The sequence below is a fragment of the Gemmatimonas aurantiaca T-27 genome, assembly GCF_000010305.1.
GTDB classification, from domain to species: domain Bacteria; phylum Gemmatimonadota; class Gemmatimonadetes; order Gemmatimonadales; family Gemmatimonadaceae; genus Gemmatimonas; species Gemmatimonas aurantiaca.
On the sequence record NC_012489.1, the window covers coordinates 650,415 to 676,817 of the forward strand.

Consider the following 26,403-nt stretch of genomic DNA (forward strand, 5'->3'; position numbering starts at 1 on the left):
TACAGCCGCCTAGACAACGTCGCTGATACCGTAATGCTGTTCCCAAAGCCTGAGAAATAGCAGCGAATAGAGACGGTCGCCGACAGCTCGCCCCTCTGTGAGCAAGCGTTGCAGTGACAGGAACGCTTCTGGTGCAATCAGTCCGGCACTGCTGCCGGACGCGGCGGACTCCAGCAATGGCTGCCACGCCCCTCGCATCCAGCTTTCCACTGGAATTGAGAAACCCTGTTTGCGCGTCAGGTCGAGTTGTTCCGGCAACAGCTTCGCGCCAATCCGACGCAAGACGATCTTTCGATCGTCACGTGTGGCCTTGAGTCGATCAGGGACCGAGCCGAAGGCGTACTCGATGACCGGAATATCCAGGAACGGTGCGCGCACCTCGAGTGAGGTCAACATGCTGGCGCGGTCCACTTTCACGAGTACATCGTCGACCATGTACGACGTGAAATCGACCGCAGTCCCTCGCTGCAATGGAGACGTGCGGCGATGCATGGAGCTCGCACGAATCGCCTCGGGAGCCATCAGCTCGGCGGCCTGCAAGTCCTGCAGGTGTGGGCTGAGTGCGCGCCGTTCATCGCTGCGATACAGGCGGCCAGCGTTGGAAATGCTGGTACCGACGTCGCCAGCGAGTGCCTCCAGCAGCCCGCGACCGCGGGCACCCTCCGGAATGAGCATGGCCCCAAGCTGGGACATCCCCCGCCGTGCGAAAGCCGGCACCTGACGTCGCAATGCCTGCTGACGCAACTGCGAGGGATAGCGATGATAGCCCCCGAAAAGTTCGTCTCCGCCGTCGCCACCCAGCGCCACGGTGGCATGACGCCGGATCTCTCGCGACACCAGATACGTGGGGATCATCGATGAATCCGAAATGGGATCATCGTATTGCGCCACCAACGCCTGGAGCAGATCAGCGTCCGCCGGCGGCGTTTCGAGTTCGATGTGCTCGGCACCGATGTGCTCTGCCACCATCCGTGCGAACGGACCTTCGTCGACCGATCCATGTCCCGGGAAACGGGCTGTGAAAGTCCGGATCCGGCTCCCACTGACCTGCGCCGCGATGGCGGCGATGAGACTCGAATCCACACCGCCGCTCAGCATCACACCGACGGGCACATCCGCCGCCAGCTGACGGCGGACGGCTTGCCGCAACAAGCTCTCCACCTCATCGCCGATACTGCTGTCGGACTGGCTCTCTGCTTTCGGCTGCAGGGTGGGCAACTGCCAGTACAGCTCGTGTCGTCGTGTCCCGTCACGCAGATCGACGATGACCCGTTCACCCGGCAGCACACGACTGATGTCGGCGAACATCGTGTGTGATCCGGTGACGTAGCCATACGCGAAGTACTCGTTGAGCGACTGCCGTCGTACGCGTCGCGGACACGAGGGATCGGCCAGCAACGCTTTGGCTTCGCTGGCAAACGACAGTTGGGAATCGGTGACGCGATAGAACAGCGGCTTTTCACCGGCCCGGTCCCGGGCCAACAACACCTGCTGGCTGCGCGGATCGTACAAGGCCAGTGCGAACATGCCGTGCAAGCGCTCGAGGCACGCCGGCCCCCACTCCCGGAACGCCACCAGTATGACTTCGGTGTCTGACTTCGTGTGGAAGTGATGCCCTTTGCTCGACAACTCGCTCTTCAACTCGAGATAGTTGTAGATCTCGCCGTTGAAGGTGATCACGGCACCCGTCAGGCCATCGATCATGGGCTGGTGGCCGCCAGGCGACAAGTCGACAATCGCCAGACGCCGATGGCCAAACCCGATGCGCCCGTCGTCCGATATCCACAGACCGTCAGAATCCGGACCGCGATGCAACATGGTGTCGCGTTGACGCAGGAGCAGGTCCCGGTCAACCGATCCACGAAAACTCAAGGTGCCGACAATGCCGCACATGGATACGTAGGCTAGACGGTTCGCGCCGTGAGTACGTCGAGCGCGTATTCCACGCGACCAAACGGTGCGCTGATTTGTACACCTTGCACGGACGATTGCACCCGCTCCAGCGCTTCCCGCGCAATCGCAATGCCTTCCGCCAGCGCATGTTCCTTGCTGCGCTCGTTGGCCTTCCGCATGCGCACCAGCACCGATTCCGGCACGGTCACTCCCGGCACTTCGTTTGCCAGGAATTCCGCGTTCCGCGCGCTCACCAGCGGCCAGATACCGGCCACCACGGGGATGCGCACATCGTGAATGGACTCGAGGAATCGCTCGAGCTGCGCCGGGTCGAACACTGGCTGAGTAATCGCATACTCGGCCCCCGCCTCCACCTTCCAGTGGAAACGTCGCAGCTCCTGCTCGGGGTCGATGGCCGCGGGGTTCACACCCACGCCCACCACAAATCGTGTTGGTTCACCGATCGGGTTGGCGCCGGGATCGAGTCCACGATTGAGCTTTGACACCAGATTCGTCAGACCGATCGCGTCGATATCGAAGACCGCCGTGGCATCGGGGTACGGCCCCATCTTCGGCGGGTCACCGGTCACCAGCAGCAGGTTCCGCAAGCCGAGCGCCGAAGCACCCAACAGGTCACTGAGCATGCCCAGCAGGTTGCGGTCGCGGCAGGCATAGTGCGTGACCGACTCGATACCGTGCCGTTCGATGATGAGGCTCGTTGCGATGGCACCCATGCGGCTTTGCGCCCGCGGCCCGTCGGGCACATTGATCGCATCGACGCCGGCCTTGGCGAGCGCCTGTGCGTCGAGCTCCAGCTTGCTGGTGTCGATGCCCCGAGGCGGCACGATTTCCACGCTGGTGACGAATTGTCCAGCGGCCAGCTTGGCGCCAAACCGCGAACGTTCGCCCAGTGGCACCGGCTCGCGTCCCACGGGCGCCGCGTTTTCCACCGCGAACTCCCGCGTGTTCCCCACCTGGACGCGGGTGCGCGGTGCGAGGGGACGGACACCTTCCACCATGGCCTTGATGTGCTCGGGCGTAGTACCGCAGCACCCGCCGATCACTTTGGCGCCGGCATTCACCAGGTGTCGGGCATACGAGGCCATGTATTCCGGACTCGCCATGTACATCCGACGCCCCGCCACGTCGCGTGGCATGCCGGCATTGGGCTGCGCCGACAGCTTGCGGTCGGTGACGGCGGCCATGCGCTCGATGGCTTCCAGGATCGTCTGCGGGCCGATCGAACAATTCAGCCCGATGATATCCACGCCCCACCGATCCAGCGCCACGGCCACGTCTTCCGGCGTTGCTCCGAAGGCGGTGCGCAGATCCTGGCCAATTGTCGCCTGCGCGATCACCGGGACGCGGGCATCGACCGCGCGTGCCGCCAGCACGGCCTGCTGCAGCTCATCGAGATCGCCAAACGTCTCCAGCACAAAGCAGTCCGCCCCGCCTTCCAGCAGCGCCTGCATCTGCTCGGCGAAGTGACGCCCCGCCTCTTCGCGACTGGTTGGACCGTAGGGTTCGAGGCGAACGCCCAGCGGACCTACCGCTCCCGCGACCAGACGGTGCTCACCTGCCGCCTCGCGCGCGAGCTCAGCGGCGCGACGGTTGATCAGCGCCACTTGAGATTCGAGGCCATACTGCGACAGCTTGGGACGATTGGCGCCAAAGGTGTTGGTCTCCACCACCTCTGCACCGGCCTTCACATAGGCCGCGTGGATGTCGCGCACCAGTTCCGGGCTGCGCAGCGCCAGCTCGTCATAACACAGGTTGATGAACACCCCGCGGGCATAGAGCATGGTGCCCATCGCCCCGTCGAACATCACCACCTGTTCCGGATCGAGCAGGCGCGCCAACAAGGCATGGCGAGGGGTCGGGTGCTGCGCAGCAGTGGTCATAGATACCTTTCAAGATATGTCAAATCCGGTCCAGCCGAAGCCCATCGCCTCGAACGACGCGCGCACTGCACGCCTGGCGCAGCTCGACGAGGCACTCGCCCGACGCCTGCTGATCATCGACGGCGCCATGGGCACGATGCTGCAGCGTCATCGCCTCACCGAGGCCGACTATCGCGGGGGCATGGACCATCCGCGCTTCGGCGCCTGGCCGCACGACGTCAAAGGCAACAACGACCTGCTGGTGCTCACGCAGCCCGATATCGTGGCCGATGTGCATCGCCAGTACCTGGCGGCCGGCGCGGACATCCTCGAGACCAACACCTTCAATGCCACGGCCATTTCCATGGCCGACTATGGCATGGAAGCACTGGCCTATGAGCTCAATGTCGCGGGAACCGCCCTTGCCCGGCGAGTCGCCGACGAGTTCGAGGCGCAGGATCCCACGCGGCCACGCTGGGTGGCCGGTGTGCTTGGCCCGACCAACCGCACGGCCAGTATCTCTCCGGATGTCGAGAATCCGGGCAGTCGCAATGTCTCCTATGACGATTTAGCTGCAGCCTACGGTGAAGCCGTGCGCGGGCTGGTCGACGGTGGTGCCGATATTCTGCTGGTCGAAACCATCTTCGACTCCCTGAATGCCAAGGCGGCCCTGTTCGCCATCGAACGGTATTTCGAGGAAACCGGCACCCGGTTCCCGGTGATGATTTCGGGGACGATCACCGACGCCAGCGGTCGTACCTTGTCGGGCCAGACGGCCGAAGCGTTCTGGAACTCGATGGCGCATGTGCAACCGGTGTCCATCGGGCTCAATTGCGCGCTGGGTGCGGAGCAGTTGCGGCAGTACGTGCAGGAGCTGGGGCGAGTGGCCGACTGTCACGTCAGCGCCCACCCCAACGCCGGCCTGCCCAACGCGTTTGGCGGCTATGACGAAACACCGGAGCGCATGGCCGAACAGATCGGCGAGTGGGCCCGCAGTGGATTGGTGAACATCGTAGGCGGCTGCTGCGGCACGACGCCGGAGCACATCGCCGCCATTGCCGCCGCCGTGCACCAGGTGCCGCCGCGCAAGCGACCGGTGCTCGATCACCAACTGCACCTGAGTGGCCTGGAGCCCTTCACGGTGGGCCCGACGACGAACTTCGTGAACGTGGGGGAACGCACCAACGTCACCGGTTCGGCCCGTTTCGCGAAGCTCATTCTCGAAGGCAGCTACGCCGAAGCGCTGGTGGTGGCGCGGCAGCAGGTGCTGAGCGGCGCCCAAGTGATCGACGTGAACATGGACGAAGGGCTGCTCGACGCGGAACGTGCGATGACCACGTTCCTCAATCTCGTGGCCAGCGAACCCGATATCGCCCGCGTGCCGGTGATGGTCGATTCGAGCAAGTGGACGGTGCTCGAGGCGGGGCTCAAGTGTCTGCAGGGGAAGGGTATTGTCAACTCGATCTCGCTCAAGGAAGGGGAGGCCGAGTTTCTGCGTCAGGCGCGGTTGGTGCGGCGGTATGGCGCGGCGGTCATCGTCATGGCATTCGACGAAGACGGCCAGGCCGATACGGTGGCGCGCCGTGTGGCGATCTGCACGCGCGCCTATCGGTTGCTCACCGAAACCATCGGTTTTCCGCCCGAAGACATCATCTTCGATCCGAACATCTTTGCCATCGGCACGGGCATCGAGGAACACGCCAACTACGCGGTGGATTTTTTTGCGGCCACACGGGAAATCAAGCGTACGCTGCCCCATGTGAAAGTCAGTGGCGGCGTGAGCAACGTGAGCTTCTCGTTCCGTGGCAACAATCCACTACGTGAAGCGATCCACGCGGTCTTCCTGTACCATGCCATTCGTGCGGGCATGGACATGGGCATCGTGAACGCCGGCCAGCTCGTGCCGTACGAGGATATTCCGGTCGACCTGCGTGAACGCGTCGAAGATCTCGTACTCAATCGCCGTCCGGATGCCACCGAACGGCTGATGGATGTGGCCGAACAGGTGAAGGGTCGCGCGGCGCGAGCCGTGGAAGATGAAGTCTGGCGTGCGCTACCGGTGGAAGACCGCCTGTCGCATGCGCTCGTGCATGGTATCGACAGCCACGTGGTGGCGGATGCGGAAGAGGCGCGTCAACTGGTGGCGCATCCCATCGAGGTGATCGAAGGCCCGTTGATGCGGGGGATGAACATTGTCGGCGACCTCTTTGGCGCCGGCAAGTTGTTCCTGCCGCAGGTGGTGAAGAGTGCGCGCGTCATGAAAAAGGCGGTGGCGCACCTCATCCCGTTCATCGAAGCGCTCAAGACGTCTGAGACCAAGTCGGCCGGTCGTGTGCTCATGGCCACGGTCAAGGGCGATGTACACGATATCGGCAAGAACATCGTGGGCGTGGTGTTGCAGTGCAACGGCTACGAAGTCATCGACATCGGCGTGATGCAGAGTTGTGCGAAGATCCTCGACAAGGCGCGCGAGATTGAAGCGGATGTCATCGGCCTGTCGGGGTTGATCACGCCCAGTCTCGAAGAGATGTCCTTTGTGGCCAGCGAGATGGAGCGCCAGGGGTTCACGATCCCACTGCTCATCGGCGGCGCGACCACGAGCAAAGCCCATACCGCACTCAAGATCGAGCCGGTGTACAGCGGGCCGGTGGTGCATGTGCTCGATGCCTCCCGTGCGGTGGGGGTCACCAGCAGCTTGCTCAGCCCCGAGCGGCGGAGCGCGTACGTCGCGGCGCTGCGTCAGGAGTATGCAGGCATCCGCGAAGCGCGGGCCGCGCGTGGAGGTGCCGATCGTCTGATCTCCATCGAAGCGGCTCGGGAGAACCGGGTCAACATCGACCTGACGGTGCCCGTGCCTACGCCCGCGTTCACGGGGGTGCGCACGATTGCGCCGTATCCGCTGGAAGATCTGGTGCCGTTCATCGATTGGACGCCGTTTTTCCAGACATGGGAGTTGGCGGGGCGTTTCCCGGCCATTCTCGATGACGAGATCGTCGGAGAAGCCGCGCGGTCGCTCTACGCCGATGCACAAGCGCTGTTGGAGCGGCTGGTCAGGGAGAAGCGGCTCGAGGCGCGTGCGGTGTTCGGTTTCTGGCCGGCCCAGGCCGTGGGCGACGACATTCTGCTGTACGATCCGGAAGGAGGGTCGGAGACCCCAACTGTCGCGGCGACGCTACATATGCTGCGCCAACAGCTCGACAAAAAAGGTGACGGCCGTCCCAATTATTGCCTCGCCGATTTTGTCGCGAAGCGTGACAGCGGCGTGCTCGACTATGTCGGAGCCTTTGCGGTGACCGCCGGTCACGGTCTGGAATCGATTCTCGAAGAGTTTCACGCCCAGCACGATGACTACGGCTCGATCATGGCCAAGGCGCTGGCGGATCGCTTGGCCGAAGCGCTCGCCGAGCGGCTGCATCAGCGGGTCCGGACAGAGTTTTGGGGGTATGCCAATGCCGAATCGTTGGACAACGACGGGCTGATCAGGGAGCAGTATCAGGGAATCCGACCAGCACCGGGTTACCCTGCCTGCCCTGATCACCGGGAGAAAGGCACTCTCTTTGCACTGACTGGTGCCGCTGAGCGCGCCGGGATGGAGCTGACGGAGACGTACTCCATGATTCCGGGAGCCAGTGTAAGTGGCTGGTACTTCTGGCGGCCGGAAAGCACGTACTTCGGGGTCGGGAAGATCCTTCCTGATCAGCTCGCCGAATACGAAGCCCGGGCGGGGCGGACGGCGCCGGATCCGCAGTTCACCTCGGTGCTGATGGCGTCCTGACCACGTGATGGTGACAGGCTAGCTTTCAGGCTCAGGGGTATGCCCCGTGTGTGACAGGTGGTGCCTTCCGGGCGTCATCGCAGTGCCCCCTACTTCCTGAGTCTTTGGTGACAATTCCCATATCTACCACGCAGCCTGCTGGCGGTGTCGCCAGCGGTACCGCCGCGAACGAATCGGTTCTGGACGAGATCAGTCGCGATGCGCGACGGTTCGTGGCGGCGGCACGTGCCCTCCCACCGGCAGAATTGGCGGCGCATGTTCTGACGGCGCTGATGTTCGTGCTGCTGTTTGCGAAGCCCATGCGATTGTTGGGCGACGCCTGGTGGAATGATCCCAATTCCGGTCACGGCCTGCTGCTGGCGCCCCTGTCGCTGTGGTTCGCTTACAAGAGCGGCATCGTGGCTGGCGCCCGTCCGCAGCGCATCCTTGGCATCGCCATCATCGTTGCGGCCGTGGTCTTCCGGTATGCGGCTGATCTGGCGGCCGAACTGTTCGTGATGCGCGGCAGCATGGTGATGGCGCTGGGCGGCTTGGTAGTGTGGCACGCCGGCTTCCGGCAACTGCTGCACTGGTGGCTGCCGTTCACACTGGTATCGCTCAGCATTCCGATCCCGGAAGTCATCCTCAATACCGTCGCGCTGCCGCTGCAATTCACCGCCAGCAAGATCGGCGCGTCGCTGCTCGAATGGCGTCAGATCCCGGTGCTGATGAACGGTAATGTCATCCGCATTCCGGGGCAGGAACTGTTCGTGGCCGAAGCCTGCAGTGGACTGCGCTCCCTGACCGCGTTGCTCAGTCTTGGCGTGCTGCTGGGCGCAATGTTCCTGCAGAAATGGCCGACACGGTTACTGCTCATCCTGATCGCGATTCCCATTGCGATCGTGATCAACGGCGTGCGCGTGTTTTTGACAGGGTTTCTGGTGTTGTTCGTGAGCCCCGAGATGGGCGAGGGGTTCATGCACACCAGTGAAGGCATGTTGATGTTCGGCGCGGCGTTCCTGTTCACATCGTTGACAGCCTGGGGGCTGGGACATGTGGAGCGCTTGGTGTTGCGTTCGACTTCCAAGGCGGAGACAGTCTGATGCGGTTTGCAACATTTGCACCGGTAGCGGTGCTGGGTTTGGGTGTGCTGCTGATTTCGGGGATGCGCGAGCAGCATGCCGTCGAGCCGCGCTCACCCATGAACAGCATTCCGCGCACGATGGCCGGCATCGAGGGACGCGATCTGGTCGTGCCGGAGGAAGAGCGGAAGGTGGCCGGCATGACGGACTACATGATGCGCGTCTTTGGCTCGGACTCGGCGCCGGCATTCACGACCTACGTCGGTTATTACGATCAGCAGGTGCAGGGAAAGGCCATCCACTCCCCGAAGAATTGTTTGCCCGGGGCTGGTTGGGAAATCATGGAGTCCACGCCCGTACCATCGCCTGATGGGCGCGCGGGTGCGACAATCAATCGGGTGATCCTGTCCAACAAGGGCACCAGGGCCTTGGTGTATTACTGGTATCAGGGCCGTGGGCGGGTGCAGTCGAATGAGTATCGCGTCAAGTGGGATTTGATGCGTGATGCAGCACGCTATGGACGCACCGAGGAGGCGCTGGTGCGTATCGTGTTGCCCGTCGATCCTGCACAAAATGGTGCCATTACCCAGATTGGTCGCCTGCCGCAGGACAGCTTGGCGATCGAAGTTGCTCGGGTATTGTTGCGAGAGGTGGATCGGGCACTTCCCCAATCCGCGAGCTGAGCGAGGCCTATCGCACGTAATGCCAGCTCATATTGCGTTCGTTGCCAACCGCCTGCCGTGGCCGTTGGATGACGGCTGGAAACGCAGAACTTTCGCGATCGCACAGGCCACGGCGCTGCTTGGGGATTTGACGATCGTTGTGCCACGAGGTACCTGGAGCGACACGATCGAGTTCGAGAACGCTTTTGGGGCTGATTGCCGTATCGTGTTCTCCGATGGTCCGAATCCGTTGTCTGTTGGCGAGGCGCTGACAAACGCGGCGAGATTCAATCTCTCTCCTCTGGCTTGCAGGCACCTCGATCCTTCCTTGGTGGAGGCGCTTGTCTCGGTGGCGCATCACCGCCGACTGGACGCTGTTGTGTATGCGGGTGCCTTTCTTGCTGAACGACACCAGCAGGTACCCGCACTGCGCGATGTGCCCTTTTGCATCGATACGCACAACCTCGACTCGCTGGCGCTCGGCCGTCGCGCAAAGTTGAAGGGAGGGTTGATGCAAGCGCCGCTACGGCTGTCTGCGCGACTCCAGCAGCGTGCGGAACGCCGTGTATTCGGGCAGGCTGCAAAGACGGTGGTATGCTCAGCAACAGAAGTCCCTCTGGCCAAAGACATCAGTCCGAATGCGAACGTCGGCGTTGTCGCAAACGGGGTGGATCTCTCGGAGTTCGTCGCCGCCCCACTTCCAGAGCGTACTGACATCTGTCGCCTACTGTTCTTCGGCAATCTCGAGTACCCTCCGAATGTTGACGCCGTCCAAATGCTGGTGGACGATCTGATGCCGAGGATTCGATCACGAGGCTTGCCTGGACATTGTCGCATCGTGGGCGCGGGACGCCCAAGCGCCATCGCCGCAATGGTCGCTGGGCTGGACGATGTGTCGTTGGTCGGTCAGGTGCCAAAGATCGTGGACGAGATCCATGCGGCCGATATCATCGTCGTTCCGTTGCGCGCTGGCGGCGGGACTCGACTCAAGATCGTTGAAGCACTGGCCTGTGCGCGGCCGATTGTCACGACGCGCATCGGTGCGGAAGGGCTTGCACTCGACGACGGTGAGACGGCGCTCCTGCGCGATGATGCCGACACATTTGTCGATGCCGTTGAGGCGCTATGGAACGACGAAAAACTCGCAGGGAAGATCGCGGAGAACGCATCGCGATTTGCGACATCACGCTATGCGTGGCAAGGACTCCAAAAGGAGTTCGCTCGACAGGTTGGTGAGGTGCTTTGATGAACGATCACGCATGAGCGCGGCACGAGTCCTGGCCTTTCTGGATACGGGGATACTCTCAGGGCCCGCCCGTCAGCTGATCGCTGCGATTCCACTGCTTCGCGAACGGGGCTACGATGTGCGCCCCGTTGTCTATCAGTCTGGGGAGGCTCGGACAGACTTCAGGCGTGCGTTGGAAGCGGCGGATATCGACTATTCGGTGCTTCACTACGGCACTCGTCGCGACCTGTTGTCGGGCAAGCTTGTTGAAGAGCTGATACGGAAAGAAGGGCCTCGCATCATTCAAACCCACAACTTCCGTCCGGCTGTGGGGGTGTCCCTGTCACGGCGCGCGACTCGTGACCTTCCGTGGGTGGCGTTTTATCACGGCCACACGCTCGAAGACTGGAAAGTTCGAGTCTACAACGGCATTGAGCGTATCCTGTTGCAGCGCTCGGACGTGCTGGTCACTGTTGCGGAACGTCAACGTCGCCGATTCCCTTTCGCGCGTCGACTCGAAACGATCCCCAACGCGGTGTTGCCATCAGCTCGCCAAGGGCCTTCACGGAGGCCGGCAGAGGCAAGAGCGGGGGCCAATTTTGTTCTTGGTTACATTGGCCGACTCAGCCATGAGAAGGGTGTGGACATTCTCTTGCGTGCACTGGCGCAATTGTCCGACAAGGAGACCTTCACGCTCCGGCTCGTTGGCGATGGCCCGGACGAACTCATGCTCCGGCAACTCGCAGTAGAGCTTGGTGTTGAGCAGCAGGTGGAATTCGTCGGCCGGTTGGCATCCGCCGACGCCTTTCTCGAAACGCTCGACGCGCTGGTACTCCCCTCCCGTTCAGAAGGGATGCCAAACGTGCTGCTCGAGGCGGCCGCGAAAGACGTCCCGATGGTGGCCACAGATGTTGGTGATGTGCGGCGCATTTTGTCGTCGCCTCATGCCGGCACGGTGGTGCCTGCCGGGGATGTGCCAGCTTTGGCGGCCGCGCTTCTGGGGATTGTCCGCTTGGCCGAGGACCCTCGCGGCATTGCCGACCGGCGCACGATAGTCCAGGAATTTGGCTTGGAGCGACGGATCGATCGTTTGGTGACGTTGTACGACCAGCTGTGAAATGCAGTGGTATCACATTGTGACCCCATTTTGCTGAAACCGCCTTGGACGGATAAGATTTTATGTGGAATGGCGAAGAGAGGTGCGATGACGCACTCTGCTGGCCCAACTGTCACAAAATCGTAGGTCGAGTAGGTGACGGGCGCCGCGAAGCGTTCGTCCCCTGCATGTGGATGCGATGATCAGCATTTCACAAAGCTCGACCGAACGAAGTAGTTTCAGCGGGCTCGTCAACCGTGTGTTTTTATCAGCTCCCAGGCACGTCCTTGTCCTCGAAGAGCATCATGTTTCTGCCAGCCCTGCTCACGCTTTCGGTTCTCTCCGGATGCGAGACGCCGGCCACCGCGACCCACGAAGTGCGAAGTGTTGTGGCGGGCTCCGTAGCAGAAACCATCATCGCGTCCGATCGGACGTGCGAAGAGGCTCGTGGTCGAGCCTTCGGACCCAGTGTTGTTGGTGTACAGCTCACTGGTGTTCCTTCATCAGTCGCATTGGGAGCTTCGTTTACGCCGAACGCGCAAGCGCTCATGTCGGATGGTAGTAGTCTCGACGTGGGTCGCTTTGTCCGGACGTCGAATACCGGTGTTTTAGGCGTCGCCGGAAGTGCGTTTGTCGCGCTTGGGGGTGGCGTGGCAGAAGTGCGCGTGGCTTGCGGTAGTCATCGCCGAAGTCTCCAGGTTACGGTCACTGGGGGAAGTGATTCGGGTCAGCTGGTGGCGAATCTCAAGGTGGTACGATTCGATGGTGGTAGTGGGCCAACGGCTATCTCCAACGGCATTCCACTTGTGCAAGGCGCCTTTCAGCCTGCCGCGATCGCGAATCTTCGCATGTATGTTTCCGGCGTCGAACAACCCGCCCGTATTCAGGCACTGGAAGGTCGTTTTCATGATGGATCGGTTCGCGCCGTACTCGTGCAATTCACGACAACGGTGAACGGCGCGCAGACGGCGTCTGCCTCTCTTCGTTTGGTCGGCGCGCGACCGGCCTTGGCAATGCCGCCGCTTATGGAGACCTCTCTCGCACCGGATGCCGCTGCACTTCCGAGTGACGCCACCTATCTGCGGAGCACGAACGCAGCGGGCAAGCTTCCGGCCTATCCGTTGACTAACGTGCCTGCAGTTGTCGCCACTCATGACGCCGAATATGCGCAGCTTCATGAAAAAGACTGGGGACGATGTGCGGCTGCATGGGATTGTGGTCGCACCTCCGGCTACGATCGGGCGCAAATGGTGTACGAATTGTGGTTCCGCACAGCTAATCCATTGTACTGGAGGCGCGCTTCGCTCATGGTGAAAGACTATGTCACCCGCTACGCCGGGCCCAACAATGGCGGGCTGCCGCCCTGGTGGACGCAACCACGTAGTGTGGCGCTCAACTACCAGTTGACCGGGGAGAGCAAGGCGCGAGTACTCGCGCGTCAGATGGCAGAAGTACATGCATTCCAGACTCGACCCATGCCCAATTGGGGTCAGGGATGGGCGATCGCCGATGGCGATGATCGACGCGAGGCCCGTGCGATGGTCGCTGGATTGGCTGCTACCAGCGTCGGTGCGGATAGTCCTATTGTTGGTCTGGTGACTCAGTTTGCCAGTTACTTCAGCCCGTCGACGATGTCTCAGTGGATCGGACTACTGCCGAGCTCACAGAAGGCAAATGGGTGTTTCTGCGCACCGGTGTACAGCGATGGACAGAAGAACTTCATGGTTGGCATGCTCCTCACGTCATTAATTCGCTACTATGAAGAGGTAAACGCCGACCCACGTATTTTGCCTATCGTTCAGCGTGCAGCAGACTACATGTGGGAGAATGAGTGGCTGCTCCTTGATCGAGGATTCAAGTATGTTTCTAACAACCGCATCGAGAATGGAGCCGTCGCGGAGTCTTCCAAAGCTGCCCCAGACCTGAATGCGTTTACGCTTCCTGCGTATGCTTGGTTGTACAAGCAGACACGGCGTCAGGAGTATTTGGATCGTTACACAATTATTCTCTCTGGGCTTTGGCGTCCGATGATGGCCACGTCCGGCAAGCACTTCGATCAGGGCTACGCTGACGTGGCTTCTACCTATCTGTGGATCCAATAGCTAGCGGTCCGGTTTTGGAGCCTGCTTCAGGCAGCTACTTGCAGCCCTCACCATCAGAACCGGTATTCTTTCCGGTTTCCTCGGCAGGTATTGCCGTGGCGCCGCGACGTGCAAAGGTTGCGGTGCGCAATACGGGCCGTGCTGCTATAAGAGGCAGCGCCGGTGTCGCACTCTTCGCTGCGTTGGCAACTATCGGTTTCCGACTCCACGAGTTGGTGCCACTGGTAGCCAATGTGCTTCGGCCAGCAATGTTCTTGGGGCCATTGGCGGTGGTGCTCATGCTCCGTCAAGCCAAAGTCCCATTCTCTGCTGTGGTGAAGCGGAGTTTCTTGTTGAGGGCTCTGCTTGCATTGGCGGTCTTCGCAGCGATTGGTGTACCGTTTGCCCTGTTGCGTGGTTTCGCATTCGCACGCTTGCAGGGATTGCTCCCGCTCTTTCTGCTGTTTCTTGCATTCTCCCTGGCCAAGCCTTCTTCGGCCGATGTGAAGCGGGCCATCACCATGTTTGTCATACTTGGTGGTCTGCTGGGTACAGCGGCAATCCTGTTAGGCCATTCGGATTCTTCCGGGCGCGTGAGTGTCACTTACACATTGGACTCCAATGATCTGGCGGCTGTTCTTGCTATGGTTGTGCCGCTCGCCTGTGGGTTGGTGTTTTCTGGATCGGTCTATCAACGCGTGGGTGCCGTTATAGCAGTGGCGATTTGCAGTTGGGCGATCGTTCGTACGGGCTCTCGAGGGGGTGTTGTCGGACTTGGGGTTGGGCTTCTGGTTTTTGTCCTTATACAACGCGGAAGCATGCGCATGATCAGCCTAGCTGTGTTGTCTCTGGCAATGGTCGTAGGTTGGCAATTCGCTCCGCATTCTTTTCGAGAGCGTATGGCGTCTTTGGCGTCCCTGGAAGCGGACTACAACACCACAAGCTATTTTGGTCGCAAAGAGATCTGGAGTCGAGGAATTGGATACGGACTCTCGAATCCAGTCATGGGAGTTGGTATCGGCAATTTTGAGGCAGCAGAAGGCTCCACTTTGGAAGAGATGGGGCGGCGTGGTAAATGGTCCGCAGCGCACAATAGCTTCATCCAGGTTTTCTCGGAAATGGGATTTCCTGGGCTGATTATCTTTTCGCTCATTCTTGGGCGATGCCTATTGGTCGCGTGGCGCTGGCGTTCACCAAGGGTATTCTATCCTAGTGAGCCTAGTAGCTATCCAGGGCTGCTGGGGGCGGTGACAGCTTTCACGGTTGCGGCGTTCTTCGTGAGCGGGGCATTCTCGTGGGCCTTTTTCGCCCTATGCGGCCTCATGAGCGTCGCCGATTTGTCTAGCAATCGTGAGGGGATGACTCCACCTAGGCGAACCGGACGTGCTACCCTCGCACCACTCCTGCGTAAAGGCGCTCGTATCGGGAAGCACAAGCGTCCATACTGAAGCGCTCTTGTACAACTGTCGGCGCTTTCTTTTTGAACACCGACCGCCATGAATCGTTGTGAAGTGACTCTCTCAATGCGGCCGTCAGTTGATGTTGATCATGTGGGTCAATGAGCAGGCCTAGGCCACCTAGTACATCGGCGCTGTCTCCGACATCTGATGCTACGACCGGCGTGCCACTCAGCAACGACTCGAGGAGCGCAATGGAAGTGCCTTCTGAAAAACTTGGCAGACAAAAGGTATCAAACGCCGCTAAATACTGCCTAGCGTCTGTGAGGTTGCCCGTCAGAATAGCAGAATCTCCGATACCAAGATTGGCAATGTCGGCCGTGAGTGTATCATGCTCTGCGCCATCACCAATGATTACTAGATAGGCGTCGCGGATGTTTTTCTTGATATCGGCAAACGCTCTTATGAGCACGCGATGATTCTTGACCGCGGCGAGTCTGCCGATTGTGCCGATGACCTTCGCGTCGTTGGGCACGCCAAGCTGGCGCCGCGCAGCACTACGCTCGAGCGGAGTAAAGCCGAGTACTCCATTGGGGATCACTTCTGCGCGCGACCCATTGCGCGGTAACCAGCGCAAGAAATGCGGACGGAGGGCCTCGGAAACGAACGTCACGCGATCTGTGAAGAGGTCCGCGACTCCCTCTAAAATGCGTGCAGTGGATGCACTGCTTTCGTGTAAGCCATGAATTGTATGAATTCGTGCTGAGACCCCAGAAAGCACCGCTGCGAGGAGCCCTTTGGTCCACGCCCCTGTATGTGAGTGGACAACGTCAGGACGCACAGTGCGCAGATGGTCTACGAGCTCCGGCGAGTAGAAAGATCCTCTGCGGCCGGATACAGGGCAGAATCTCGTTTCGACGCCAAGCCGGTTGGCCAAAGGGGCAAGTGAACCATATTCGTCCGTTGTGGATATGCCAACCCTATGTCCTCGCTCCAGAAGCTTCGCGGACAACTGTACAGTGAAAGTTTCCATGCCCCCGGTCTGCAAGGTGGGCAGGATCATCTCAATCCGCATGATTTGCCGCGTTCATTGGGTTGCGAGCCCTCACTATTGCCTCGAGTTTAGCGAAAAGAATATCCGCCTGCGTGACAATGCTGACGTCCAATGTGTCGACCACGCGCTTTGGTGTCTCGCCCTTCTGGAATCGACGATATAGCGAGGCAATGGCTGTGGCAATTGCTGCCACATCTCCCGGCGCGCAGACGACTGCATTTGCTTCCACCAGAAGACGATGACTCGCGGTGCCACGTTCTTCCAGGGCCAGAATCCAGCTAGGGTGCTCAAAATACTCGTATAGCTTGCTCGGAATGCAGAGGCGGGCACTCTGAGGAAGGTTTACCAGCACGGCAGCCCGTTGTTGCATCGCACCGAGTTCCTTACGCGCCACTGGTGCTTCGATAGAAACCAGATCTGAAATGCCAAGTGCTTCGGTGTATTGCGTGAGAGAGACATCGCCAAAGTGCGAAACGTTTCCAACGAAGCGCATCTGAAACTCCTTTGACGTGACGCCTTCGGCTTGAGCAAAATCGCGAATTGCTTGCAGCAGGGGCCTTGGATCACGATCGAGGTAGATTGCTCCTGCGAATAGCATTTCGAATCGGTCGCGCCGTGACACCTCACAAGCCGGTGAGGTGGGGGCTGAGCCGTTACGCACTACGACGATCTCGGTGCCCGGGTGACGCGGTTGGGTGGCTTCACGTGCCTCTTCGGTATTCATGACAAGCAATGATGCATGCCGCACTGCTCGTTCTTCCAAAAAATCGGCGAGCCTATAGAAAAACGGAGAGGCGTAGTCTGGCTGCAGCACATCCATTGCTGACCAAGGGTCCCGAAAGTCCAGTATCAAAGGAAGCTTGCGGCGTTTCGCTACAACCGCCGCAGCGAGCGATGTGAGATGAGGAGGAGAAGAGCAGATTACCGCGTCGTATGCGCGAAACCGGGAGAGCTGCAGGCCTACGCGCTGGGCGGCTTGCTTCCAGCGAAGTCCCGGAATGTAGTAGAACAGCGTGTTGAAGCTCCGCTTTAAGCCAATGCGACTTAGGGCTGACGGAAGCTGATGCTTAAGCACCACTGCCTCGCTTCCAACACTGTCCGCGGCGCCAATATTGCCATTGGAAGAGGTAGGCATGGCCGTACGAAACCGTGCGCGTGCTACCTGAAGCAGAGTAAGTAGGGTCTGTCGGGCTCGCTCTAGCCAATGAGCGCGATATGGGACTGAATAGCGTTCTATGCCGGCAACCGAAGCGAAGATGCCAGGAGTTTCACAGCAAATGACATCGAAATGCCAGCCACGCTTCGCACCTTCATCGCATAGAAGCTTCCAGCGATGCGCTCCAGCCGCATTGGAGGGAGGAAAATGGTACGAGAAGAGCAATATGTGCCGCTCAGACTGCATACGTGCTTTCTGTCTCCAGGCAAGCGTACTGAGAATGGAACTTTCACCGCACTCGCAATCTATAGGTAGCCATTCATATGCTCTAGCCAACACCTCGCCTCCTATTTTAGGTGGCGCCGTGCAAAGGGGGCGGGTATAGTAGATGGGCGGTGCTCGGTGTGTGGCCGGTTTTTGCGGCGAATCCCCAGACCAATCGCAGGGTCTCGTCATGCTTAGGCGTGGACTTCGATATGCTCGTCGAATCGCCAGGGATAGCCTCGCGGCGATGCCCCACTTGGGAGCAAGAGGTGCACTGTACTTCTTCCTGGTCTCACCGTTTCGTGAGCTGCTGTCCGGAATGCTCCGTGCGCCCTATGCGATCCCCCTCAAGGATGGGCAACAGGCGTGGCTTCGTCCCGGGACTTCTGATCGGATGGTGTTCGATCAGATCTTTGTGACACGAGAGTACGCTCCATTGCTGGTACAGGCGGACATTCGGAAAGTGGTCGACCTCGGCGCGAACTGCGGGCTCGCATCATTGTGGTTCCTGATACACTTCCCCGAATGCTCAGTCGTATACGTCGAACCAGACGGCAGCAATTTCGAGGCGGCTCGCCGAAATACTCACGCGCATGGCACGCGCTCTCGCGGTCTGCGCCGAGCCATCTGGTCAGAATCCCGACGCTTGTGCCTCCATGCCGCTTCTGATGAGCACCAAGGGGAGTGGGGGCTTTTTGTGTCAGAAGACAGCACCGGAGCGATCGATGTGGTCGAGGCCTCCACGCTGGAGGAGATTTTTGCTTCGGAAGGCCTGCAGTCTGTCGACATCCTGAAGGTCGACATTGAAGGAGCTGAGACAGAGCTATTCAAGACACACAACGATTGGCTGCCTGCGGTGCGTTCACTGGCCATCGAAATACATGGTCGGGAGGCCGAGGAACTCATTGGCCGGACGTTGGGTCCCAGCGAGTGGGAAAAGGCGACATCCGGTGAATTGACACTCTTCCGGAGAATGGGTACTGGGTGAGTTCGACTATTTGCCGATGGCCGTCAGATGGTAGTACTCGACCGAGCCATTGTAGATGACTTCGGGGTGCACGATTGCTGACCGCAGGGCGGGGAAACGCACCGCGCTCCGGTAGCGCTCTGGAATATCATCGGGGCGGTTAGTCACCCGCCCCAATAGGCCATCGGCTGCGTGAACTACGGGCACGGCAGCATCGGCAAGCAATGCCGCAGCTTCCCGGTTGATCAGATATGCGGCCGTTGATCCCGCATATGACTCGCCGCTGTAGACATCGCGCGCGATCTTCTGTTTGGGAGGACGTTCATGGAGAAATGCGCTGAGAAAGACGATCTGGGCATCGGTTGGTAGCTGCTTCCACGTCAGCTTCGCCAATCGCCTGGCGCGGAAGAGCGCATCATCTTCGATGATCAATGACCATGGTGCTGTGGAGTTCGCGATCATTCGATAGATCCTTGCGTGCGACAGACTGCAGGCAATCTCGGTAAGGCGAAGGTCGCGCCCGTGAAAATGCTGACAGATCTCCGGCGCGTAGAGGTTCTCGCTGGCGGCCTTTTCGTGGGTCAGATCGCTCGCCTGAACGGCATCCACGAACTGGAAGTGCTGAATCCCGATTTTCTCCACTTGCGACTGAATCAGCGATCTTCTTTCCGTGGCTCCCCGCAGGCTCACACAGTACACGGGGATCTCGTTGATCCAGTGTCCTGTGATCCTGCTGACAGGCCATCGCCGGAGCCGGGCCAGCAGGTAGTTGCGTGCTACCAACGGGCCTCGGCGGAGGATGGCAGCACCCTTTCTGAGAATGGCGTTCACGTGAGGAGCGGTGCGGAGAGACGCAAAGATTGATGAGGCAGCGCGTCATCGCCCGTGGGGTTACCCCGTTGGACGATTTCGCCTTCACCCTCTGCAATAGATCGCCAACGACGACCGCTGTCTACTGGTTTTTGCGGCGAATGCCTATAGGGCAACCTCTGCAACTCGGCTAAATTTTGTCCTCGCCCCGTCATGCTCTGAACACGAAACCGCGCCCGTCATGTCTGCCGATAGCCGTCGCACATTAGCGGGGACCGCTGTTCGCGGGGTGCTGTGGTCGGCGGCGGCAAAGTGGTCGACGCAGATCGTGACGTGGGGAAGTACCATTGTCGTCGCAAAACTGCTCGACAAGGAAGACTTCGGCGTCATGGCGATGTCCGTGGTGTTCCTGGGCATTGTCTCCATCTTCGTCGACCTGGGTATTGCTTCCACCGCGGTCACGCTGCGGGAACTGTCGCGAGGGCAGCTGCGACAGTTGAACTCCGTTTCTGGCGTGTTGGGAATCGCGGGAGCGCTGGTTGCGGCCGTGTCGGCGCCTCTTCTGGTACTCCTGTTCGATGAACCGCGGTTGCGGGGCACCATCACGGTCCTGGGAATCACGATCTTCCTCGGAGGATTGCGGACCGTGCCGACGGCCTGCCTTCGCAGAGAGCTGGATTGGCGACGATTGGCGACGATTGAATCGATCTCCGGTGTCGCCGGGGCCATCACCAGTATTGCTCTGGCGTGGGCTGGGTTCGGGTACTGGAGTCTGGTGCTGAATCAGGTAGTGATTTCCATCGTCAGCCTGATCGCGCTTCCACGACGTGCCTTCATCGGGTATGAAATTCCCGATCGAACATCCCTGGCTCCTGCGCTCCTGTTTACCCGACGAGCCCTGACGGGACAGTTGAGCTGGTACGTGTATTCCAACTCCGACTTCTTCGTGGCCGGCAAGCGGCTCGGAGTGGTGGCGCTGGGTGCCTATAGCTTCGCATGGACGCTGGTCACACTGCCACTCGAGAAGGTGGCACAGGTGGTCAACTCCGTGCTCCCGTCCATATTTGCCGCCATACGCGGCGACATCGATCGTGCACGCAGGGTGCTCTACGCCGCGACGGAGTTGACGGCGCTGGTGGTGTTCCCTATGACGGTCGGGCTGGCGATGGTCGCGCCGGATCTGATACGGGTACTCTTCGGCACCAAATGGATCGAGGCCGTCGCCCCCATGCAGGCGCTGTGTGTGTATGGCGCCGTACGAAGCATCGCGCCGGCCCTGAACAACGCGCTGCTGGCCAATCATCAGGAGCGTCTGACGATGTGGTTCAGCATCATGTTTGCTGCGGTATTCCCTGCGGCCTTCTGGTGGGCATCCGCGTACGGCGCCATGGGAATCGCACTCACCTGGTCGATTCTGTACCCACTGTTCCTGCTTCTGCAGATCTATCTGGCATCGAGAACCGGTGTCATCGAGCTGTGGCCATACCTCCGGTCGGTGGTGCCAGGAACCGTATCCGTGCTGCTGATGACAGCGATTCTGGTGCTTTGGCAGCGAAGTGGTCCTGACCTGTCCGGCTGGTCTGCCATCGCTGCGGACATCGCCGTGGGCGTCGTCGCCTACACCGCGACGGTCATTGTGCTGTTCAGATCATCGGTCGAGCGCATTCTGGCCATCCTGAAAAGCGCAAAGAGCCCGCCCTCGACCTGAGGGCGGGCTCTTTGAGAAACGCGACTACTTGCGAATGCTGTCCTTGCGCGCCTTCGGGAACTTCTCCGAGAGCCCGTCCGCGTACGGACGCTCGCCATGGCCAATGTAGATCTGCCGCGGCCGGGCGATCTTCTGTTCCTTGTCGAGGATCATCTCTTCCCACTGGGCGAGCCACCCGGACACACGCGCCACGGCAAACAGCACCGTGAAGAAGTCCGTCGGGAACGCCATGGAGCGATAGATCAGCCCCGTGTAGAAGTCGACGTTCGGATACAGCTTCCGGGACACGAAGTAGTCGTCGGACAGGGCGATCCGCTCGAGCTCCAGCGCGATTTCGAGATCCTTGTCCATGCCGACCTGCGCGAAGACTTCATCGGCCAGCTTCTTCACGATACGGGCGCGCGGGTCATAGCTCTTGTAGACGCGGTGCCCGAAGCCCATCAGGCGATCGCCCTTGCCACTCTTCACGGACTCGATGAAGGCAGGGATGTTCTTCTTGTCGCCGATGTCGGTGATCATGCGCAGCACCGCCTCGTTGGCGCCACCATGCAACGGCCCGTACAGCGCCGCAATGCCGGCCGCGACCGCCGAGAACGGGTCGACGTGCGATGAGCCCACGGCACGCACCGCGTTGGTGCTGCAGTTCTGCTCATGGTCGGCGTGCAGGATGAACAACACTTCCAACGCCTTCACGAATACCGGATTGGCCTCGTACTTGGGCTCGGACATCCGGGCGATCATGGAGAGGAAGTTCTCCGTGTAGCTGAGATCGTTGTCGGGGTAAATGAATGGCAACCCCTTCACGTGCCGATACGCGAACGCCGCGATGGTGGGCAGCTTTGCCATCAGGCGGATGGTGCTGATGTATCGCTGCTGCGGATCCTGAATGTCGCGCGCATCCGGGTAGAAGCTGGACAGTGCGGCTGTGGCGCTGCACAGCATGCTCATCGGGTGCGCATCGTACCGGAAGCCTTCCAGGAACTTCCGGATGTTCTCGTGCACGTACGTATGGTACGTGATGTCATGCACCCACGAGTCGTACTGCGTCTGATTGGGCAACTCGCCGTTGCGCAGCAGGTAGGCCACTTCGAGGAAGGTAGCGTTTTCCGCGAGCTGCTCGATCGGGTACCCGCGATAGCGGAGAATGCCCTGATCGCCGTCGATGAACGTGATGGCGCTCCGGCAGGAGGCCGTGTTCATGAACGCCGGGTCGTAGCTCAACAAGCCAAACTCGCTGGCTTCGCGCTTGATCGGGCGCAGGTCCATGGCGCGCATGTACGTGTCGCCTTCCGGACCCTCCGTGCGGATTGGGGCGCTATACTGGCTGCCGGACCGGCTATCGGTCAGCTCAAGCACATCGGCGTTTGCGGCGTTGCTCATCGGCTTCGTTGTAGGGCGTGGCGATTGGGAAAGTACCCCTCTCGGGTAGGAGAAATGTACCAACCGCTCACCAGCCTGTACACTAGAACTGACGGTAGCGGAAGTCGGTGCCCGCGCCGTTGCCCATGAAGACATGCGCCACCACGAACAGCAGCATTGTGACGAGATCCCGACGCAGCCCAGGCGTCGACGCACTGGCAATTCGATCGCTCGTGGCCTGCCCAAAGGCCAGAATCACGCCAAGCAGCACCGGAGCCGTGATGAGACGAAGGTCTGTGGTGGGAATGACGCCTCGCAGCACCGCCGTTGACAGGGGGTCGAGTGGGGACACGAGTTGGCTCAGCATCTCGATCGTGATGGCGACACTCGCTGCCTTGACCGTGATGAACACCACACTCACAAACAGGAAGGTCGCGACGATGTCCAGTGGCCTGGGGAGGGGGCGTTTCAAGCGCTTCCAGTACTGATAGCCACCCAACGCCAATCCGTGGAGCAATCCGAAGATCGCGAAATTCCACGTGAACCCATGCCACACGCCGGCAATGATCATGGCCACCAGCGTTGCCATGGCGGACTTCCGCAGGGTGACTTTGCCCATGCGTCGAAGCAGTGGCGTGTACAGGTACGTGGTGATGAAATCGCTCAGCGTGATGTGCCACCGTTTCCAGAACTCGCTGATCGTGGCACTGCGAAACGGGGCGTCGAAATTTCGCGAGAGCTTCATGCCCAGCAACTGCGCAGACCCGAGTGCAATGTCGGAATATCCGCTGAAGTCGAAATAGACTTCAAACGTCGCCGATAGCACCGTGATCCATGCCTCCAGTGCGGAGAGCGATTCGACCGCACCGAACCCGGCACCTGAGATCTTCGCGAAGGAATCTCCGAAGACGACCTTCTTCACCAGTCCCAGCGCGATGAGGAACAGGGCCTTCCCGGCCAGATCGTGCTCGCTCGCTGGTGATTTCGCCGCGTCCAGCTGCGAATAGAACAGACGAGTCCGCAGAATCGGACCCGCCGTAATGTTGGGAAAGTAGGATACGAAAGTGGCGTGTTCTGTCAGTCCACGAGCGGGGACCAGACGTTCGTAACAATCCACCAGGAACATCACCTGGGCGATCGTAAAGAAACTGAGCCCGAGTGGCATGCCGATGCCCCCGAGCCACGACACCGTATCTGGCAGGGCCATCGCTGGACTGACTTTGAACACAATCAGCGCGGCCACGTTCACCCCAAGTCCCAACTGCAACAGGCGCCGCCGGGCGGTGCCGGGTTCCGTCGACGCCAGGCGTTGGGCGATGAACCAGTTGAACGTGATCGACGCAAGCAGCACCGGCAGTTGCTGCCAGCCGTTCGAGACGTAAAAGACCACCGAGGCACACAACAGCAGATGTGGCACCCATTGGCCACGTCGGGCACGTCGCAGGCCATAGGCGGCCAACGCCACGGCGGGCAGGAACAGCAGGAGGTATCGGAACTCGTTGAGCTGCACTCAGTGGCTCGTCGTGTATTGGTCGATGTCTGGCCGTGAGCCGCCGCGTCGGCTTATGCCTTCTTGGCGATCAAGTCCACCATATCGCCGACGCACATCAGCTCTTCCAGTTCGCCGAGGGCAAAGCGCACCTTGAAATGCTCTTCCACGGCCCCGATGAGCGTGACATGCATCAGCGAATCCCATCCGTCGACGGACTGGGCGCTGGTCTCCCGATCAACGGTCAGGTCTGAACGTTCGAACAATTCACGAAAGATCGGCTGCAACTGCTCCAGGATGATGTCACTGGTCACCGGATGCCTCTGTGTTCGGGGTAAGAGTCTGAATGGTTCGACGAAGCTGAACGAAGCCGGCACTGCCGGTACGTTCGGCAAAAAGAGGATCGTTGGCCGGCGTGTGCCAGAAACTCTCGAATCCCGCGCTGCGGTAAGCACGTGCTGCAGCGGTGTTTTCAGCGAGCAACGAGATTTCGGCGTGCGTCGTCGTCGAGCGCGCTGTCGTCTCGCTGATGCAGTACGACGTGAGAGCCGCCGCCAGGCCAGCTCCTCGGAATTCCGGAGCGACAAAGAACGATTCGAGCTGCAGGCTTCCCGCCGTGCGCTTTGGGGCTACCGCAGCCAGCGCTCGTATGAAGCTCGCACGTGATCGCAGACGACTGATCCCCAGGAATCGGGACATCAGCATGGCCACTGTGGTGCCACTGGGGGCGGCTCCTTCGCTCTCCACCCACTGCGTGCAGCATGCCACGGGTTTGTCAGCATCCAGCAGGAGCCGAAATCCGGCCAGCGACAGCGGGTTGCCAAAATGCTCTCCGGACAGTGCTTCCACGGCAAAGGCCCGGAACTCCGACGGGTCCAATCCGTAGATCGCCTCGTACATCGTGCCGGCCCCGGACAACGGAACCTGCTCGGCGGCCGTCACCGCATGCACGACGAAGTCCAGATGCTGCAATGAGGCGGGCGCGAACTGAAGGTGATTCATGGGCGGGCAATGTCGGCGGCGAGCGCATTGCGGTCCACCTTCCCATTGCTGTTCAACGGGAACGTGCTGCGCGCATGGACCTTGTGGGGGACCATGTAGGAGGGCAGGTGCTGGGCCAGCTCCTTGCGGCAGGCACTCGCAAATCCCGCGTCTGGTTGACCGTCGACCAGCACAAAAAGATGGAGTGCCACAATGCGTCCATCGCGGGATTCGGGTACCAACGCGGCGTCCCGAACAGAGTGGACCTGGCGTGCCCGGTGTTCGATTTCCCCGGACTCGACACGATATCCGTCGATCTTGATCTGATGATCGATGCGACCGGCGTAGAAGTACTGTGTCCCCTGACGAAATACCAGATCACCACTGCGGTAACCGGCCGTGCCATCAGGCAGTGTCACGAACGCCGCTTGAGTCTTTTCCGGGTTTCTCCAGTAGCCATTGGTGAGCTGAGGACCAATGAGGATCAACTCGCCCTTCTCGCCCTCGTCGCGCTCGAGCAGGTCTTCGCTCACGATACGGAACGCGCTGCCGGAGAGTGGCAGGCCAATCCCTACCACGCCGTTGTAGGCGTCTTCCGCGGTCGGGTGCCCGCCGAGCTCATACGCCGAAAGGAAGATGGTGGCTTCTGTCGGACCATAGACGTTGAGCAGTCGCGCGTTCGGAGCACAGGCCCACCACTTTCGGGCCAAAGCCACTGGCAGGGCTTCTCCGCAGAACATCGACAGACGCAGGTCCGGGAGCGAGATCTCGTCGAAGTACCGTTCGAGGAATGTCAGCACCGAGGGCACCATGAGTGCCACTGTGACGCGCCCTTTCTGCAGGGTGCGTGCGACTCCTACAAATCCCGCACTGCCGTCTGGTACGACCACACAGGTACCGCCGACACACAGCGGCAATGCATACGACATGACGGAGAGATCGAACGTCAGGTCGAACATCTGGAGCACACGGTCATTGGCCCCGACGTTCCAGTCGGTGTGGGCCATGATCGCGTCCAGAAAGGCATTCAGGTTTCGGTGGAAAATTGGCACGCCCTTGGGGACGCCCGTGCTGCCGGAGGTGAACAGCAGGTACGCCATGTCGTTCTCGCCGATGGCATTGGCGGGTTGCCAGTTGGCGGGTGCCAGGCTGTCCGTTTCCAACGCCGCGACGTTCAGGCTGGAATCCGCGGTCCACCCCTCAACGGCCGCCCCCGACGTGCGACAAATGACCGTGCGTGCTTCCGCCTGTTGGAGACACACCGCGTTGCGTTGCGTCGGTGCCTTGGGGTTCAGGGGCAAGTACGCACGCCCTTCGGCCATGATGGCCACGATAGCCGCGTACGTATCCAGCTCCTGCGTGGCGTACACGGCAACCGGCGTGGCCTTCGTCTCGTCGCGGGCACGCAGCGCCTGTCGAATCGCCTGCACGCGTTGCGCGAAATCCCGGTACGATGTTTCCTGGCCCGCGATGCTGAACGCCACCGCATCGGGATGCTCGCTCAGCACACGCTCGAAGCGCGAGATGAAAAGTGAACCGGTCATG

General features: G+C 60.5%; 19 protein-coding genes. 9 read left to right on the plus strand and 10 right to left on the minus strand.

What is annotated here, in order from left to right:
* Positions 1-9 precede the first annotated feature (9 nt).
* Both asnB and GAU_RS02845 read right to left on the minus strand, forming a co-directional pair.
* Positions 10-1,893 carry an asparagine synthase (glutamine-hydrolyzing) gene (gene asnB, locus GAU_RS02840; RefSeq protein ID WP_012682046.1) on the minus strand — a complete coding sequence of 628 codons (1,884 nt, stop codon included), beginning with the start codon at positions 1,891-1,893 and terminating at the stop codon, positions 10-12.
* A gap of 11 nt (positions 1,894-1,904) precedes the next feature.
* On the minus strand, positions 1,905-3,794 hold the full coding sequence (locus GAU_RS02845) for a bifunctional homocysteine S-methyltransferase/methylenetetrahydrofolate reductase (RefSeq protein WP_012682047.1): 1,890 nt from the start codon (positions 3,792-3,794) through the stop codon (positions 1,905-1,907).
* 16 nt (positions 3,795-3,810) lie between these two features.
* Here GAU_RS02845 and metH point away from each other — a divergent pair, with 16 nt between their 5' ends.
* The 7 genes from metH to GAU_RS02885 all read left to right on the plus strand — a co-directional run bounded on the left by metH (position 3,811) and on the right by GAU_RS02885 (position 15,121).
* A complete protein-coding gene (gene metH, locus GAU_RS02850) occupies positions 3,811-7,548 on the plus strand; it encodes a methionine synthase (protein WP_012682048.1) in 3,738 nt (1,245 codons plus the stop codon).
* Positions 7,549-7,655: 107 nt separating this feature from the next.
* Positions 7,656-8,630 carry an exosortase/archaeosortase family protein gene (locus tag GAU_RS02855; protein WP_041265193.1) on the plus strand — a complete coding sequence of 325 codons (975 nt, stop codon included), beginning with the start codon at positions 7,656-7,658 and terminating at the stop codon, positions 8,628-8,630.
* A complete protein-coding gene (locus tag GAU_RS20280; protein WP_012682050.1) occupies positions 8,630-9,292 on the plus strand; it encodes an exosortase C-terminal domain/associated protein EpsI in 663 nt (220 codons plus the stop codon). The genes GAU_RS02855 and GAU_RS20280 overlap by 1 nt, the downstream gene beginning before the upstream one ends.
* A gap of 64 nt (positions 9,293-9,356) precedes the next feature.
* A complete protein-coding gene (locus GAU_RS20285) occupies positions 9,357-10,517 on the plus strand; it encodes a glycosyltransferase (protein ID WP_169307571.1) in 1,161 nt (386 codons plus the stop codon).
* Between the two features lie 13 nt (positions 10,518-10,530).
* Positions 10,531-11,613 (plus strand): glycosyltransferase, encoded by a 1,083-nt coding sequence (locus tag GAU_RS02870; RefSeq protein WP_012682052.1) that lies wholly within the window; start codon positions 10,531-10,533, stop codon positions 11,611-11,613.
* A gap of 284 nt (positions 11,614-11,897) precedes the next feature.
* Entirely contained in the window at positions 11,898-13,694 is a 1,797-nt protein-coding gene (locus tag GAU_RS22120; protein WP_156798872.1) for a hypothetical protein, read from the plus strand.
* Between the two features lie 95 nt (positions 13,695-13,789).
* A complete protein-coding gene (locus GAU_RS02885) occupies positions 13,790-15,121 on the plus strand; it encodes an O-antigen ligase family protein (protein WP_156798873.1) in 1,332 nt (443 codons plus the stop codon).
* Here the strand turns inward: GAU_RS02885 and GAU_RS21740 are convergent.
* Together GAU_RS21740 and GAU_RS22125 are read right to left on the minus strand one after the other, a co-directional pair.
* On the minus strand, positions 15,060-16,145 hold the full coding sequence (locus tag GAU_RS21740) for a glycosyltransferase (RefSeq protein ID WP_012682055.1): 1,086 nt from the start codon (positions 16,143-16,145) through the stop codon (positions 15,060-15,062). The genes GAU_RS02885 and GAU_RS21740 overlap by 62 nt on opposite strands.
* Positions 16,135-17,259 carry a glycosyltransferase gene (locus GAU_RS22125; RefSeq protein ID WP_012682056.1) on the minus strand — a complete coding sequence of 375 codons (1,125 nt, stop codon included), beginning with the start codon at positions 17,257-17,259 and terminating at the stop codon, positions 16,135-16,137. Before GAU_RS22125 ends, GAU_RS21740 begins: the two co-directional genes overlap by 11 nt.
* Positions 17,260-17,938: 679 nt before the next feature.
* Between GAU_RS22125 and GAU_RS02895 the strand changes: the two genes are divergently transcribed.
* On the plus strand, positions 17,939-18,532 hold the full coding sequence (locus GAU_RS02895) for an FkbM family methyltransferase (RefSeq protein WP_169307572.1): 594 nt from the start codon (positions 17,939-17,941) through the stop codon (positions 18,530-18,532).
* A gap of 6 nt (positions 18,533-18,538) precedes the next feature.
* On the opposite strand, the gene GAU_RS02900 is transcribed toward GAU_RS02895, so the two are convergent.
* Positions 18,539-19,342, minus strand: coding sequence for a glycosyltransferase family 25 protein (locus GAU_RS02900; RefSeq protein WP_041265199.1), 804 nt, complete (start codon positions 19,340-19,342; stop codon positions 18,539-18,541).
* A gap of 220 nt (positions 19,343-19,562) precedes the next feature.
* Here GAU_RS02900 and GAU_RS02905 point away from each other — a divergent pair, with 220 nt between their 5' ends.
* Positions 19,563-21,029 (plus strand): lipopolysaccharide biosynthesis protein, encoded by a 1,467-nt coding sequence (locus GAU_RS02905; protein WP_012682059.1) that lies wholly within the window; start codon positions 19,563-19,565, stop codon positions 21,027-21,029.
* 24 nt (positions 21,030-21,053) lie between these two features.
* Here the strand turns inward: GAU_RS02905 and GAU_RS02910 are convergent, their stop codons facing one another.
* From GAU_RS02910 to GAU_RS02930, 5 genes are all read right to left on the minus strand, one after another.
* The gene (locus tag GAU_RS02910; RefSeq protein WP_012682060.1) at positions 21,054-22,409 is read right to left on the minus strand and encodes a citrate synthase; all 1,356 of its coding nucleotides are present in this window, start codon (positions 22,407-22,409) and stop codon (positions 21,054-21,056) included.
* An 82-nt stretch (positions 22,410-22,491) separates the two neighbouring features.
* The gene (locus tag GAU_RS02915; RefSeq protein WP_012682061.1) at positions 22,492-23,898 is read right to left on the minus strand and encodes an MBOAT family O-acyltransferase; all 1,407 of its coding nucleotides are present in this window, start codon (positions 23,896-23,898) and stop codon (positions 22,492-22,494) included.
* A 53-nt stretch (positions 23,899-23,951) separates the two neighbouring features.
* Positions 23,952-24,191, minus strand: a complete 240-nt coding sequence (locus GAU_RS02920) for an acyl carrier protein (RefSeq protein WP_012682062.1) — start codon at positions 24,189-24,191, stop codon at positions 23,952-23,954.
* Positions 24,181-24,879 (minus strand): GNAT family N-acetyltransferase, encoded by a 699-nt coding sequence (locus GAU_RS02925; protein WP_012682063.1) that lies wholly within the window; start codon positions 24,877-24,879, stop codon positions 24,181-24,183. The genes GAU_RS02920 and GAU_RS02925 overlap by 11 nt, the downstream gene beginning before the upstream one ends.
* The gene (locus tag GAU_RS02930) at positions 24,876-26,402 is read right to left on the minus strand and encodes an amino acid adenylation domain-containing protein (protein ID WP_012682064.1); all 1,527 of its coding nucleotides are present in this window, start codon (positions 26,400-26,402) and stop codon (positions 24,876-24,878) included. Before GAU_RS02930 ends, GAU_RS02925 begins: the two co-directional genes overlap by 4 nt.
* Between the last annotated feature and the right edge of the window lies 1 nt (position 26,403).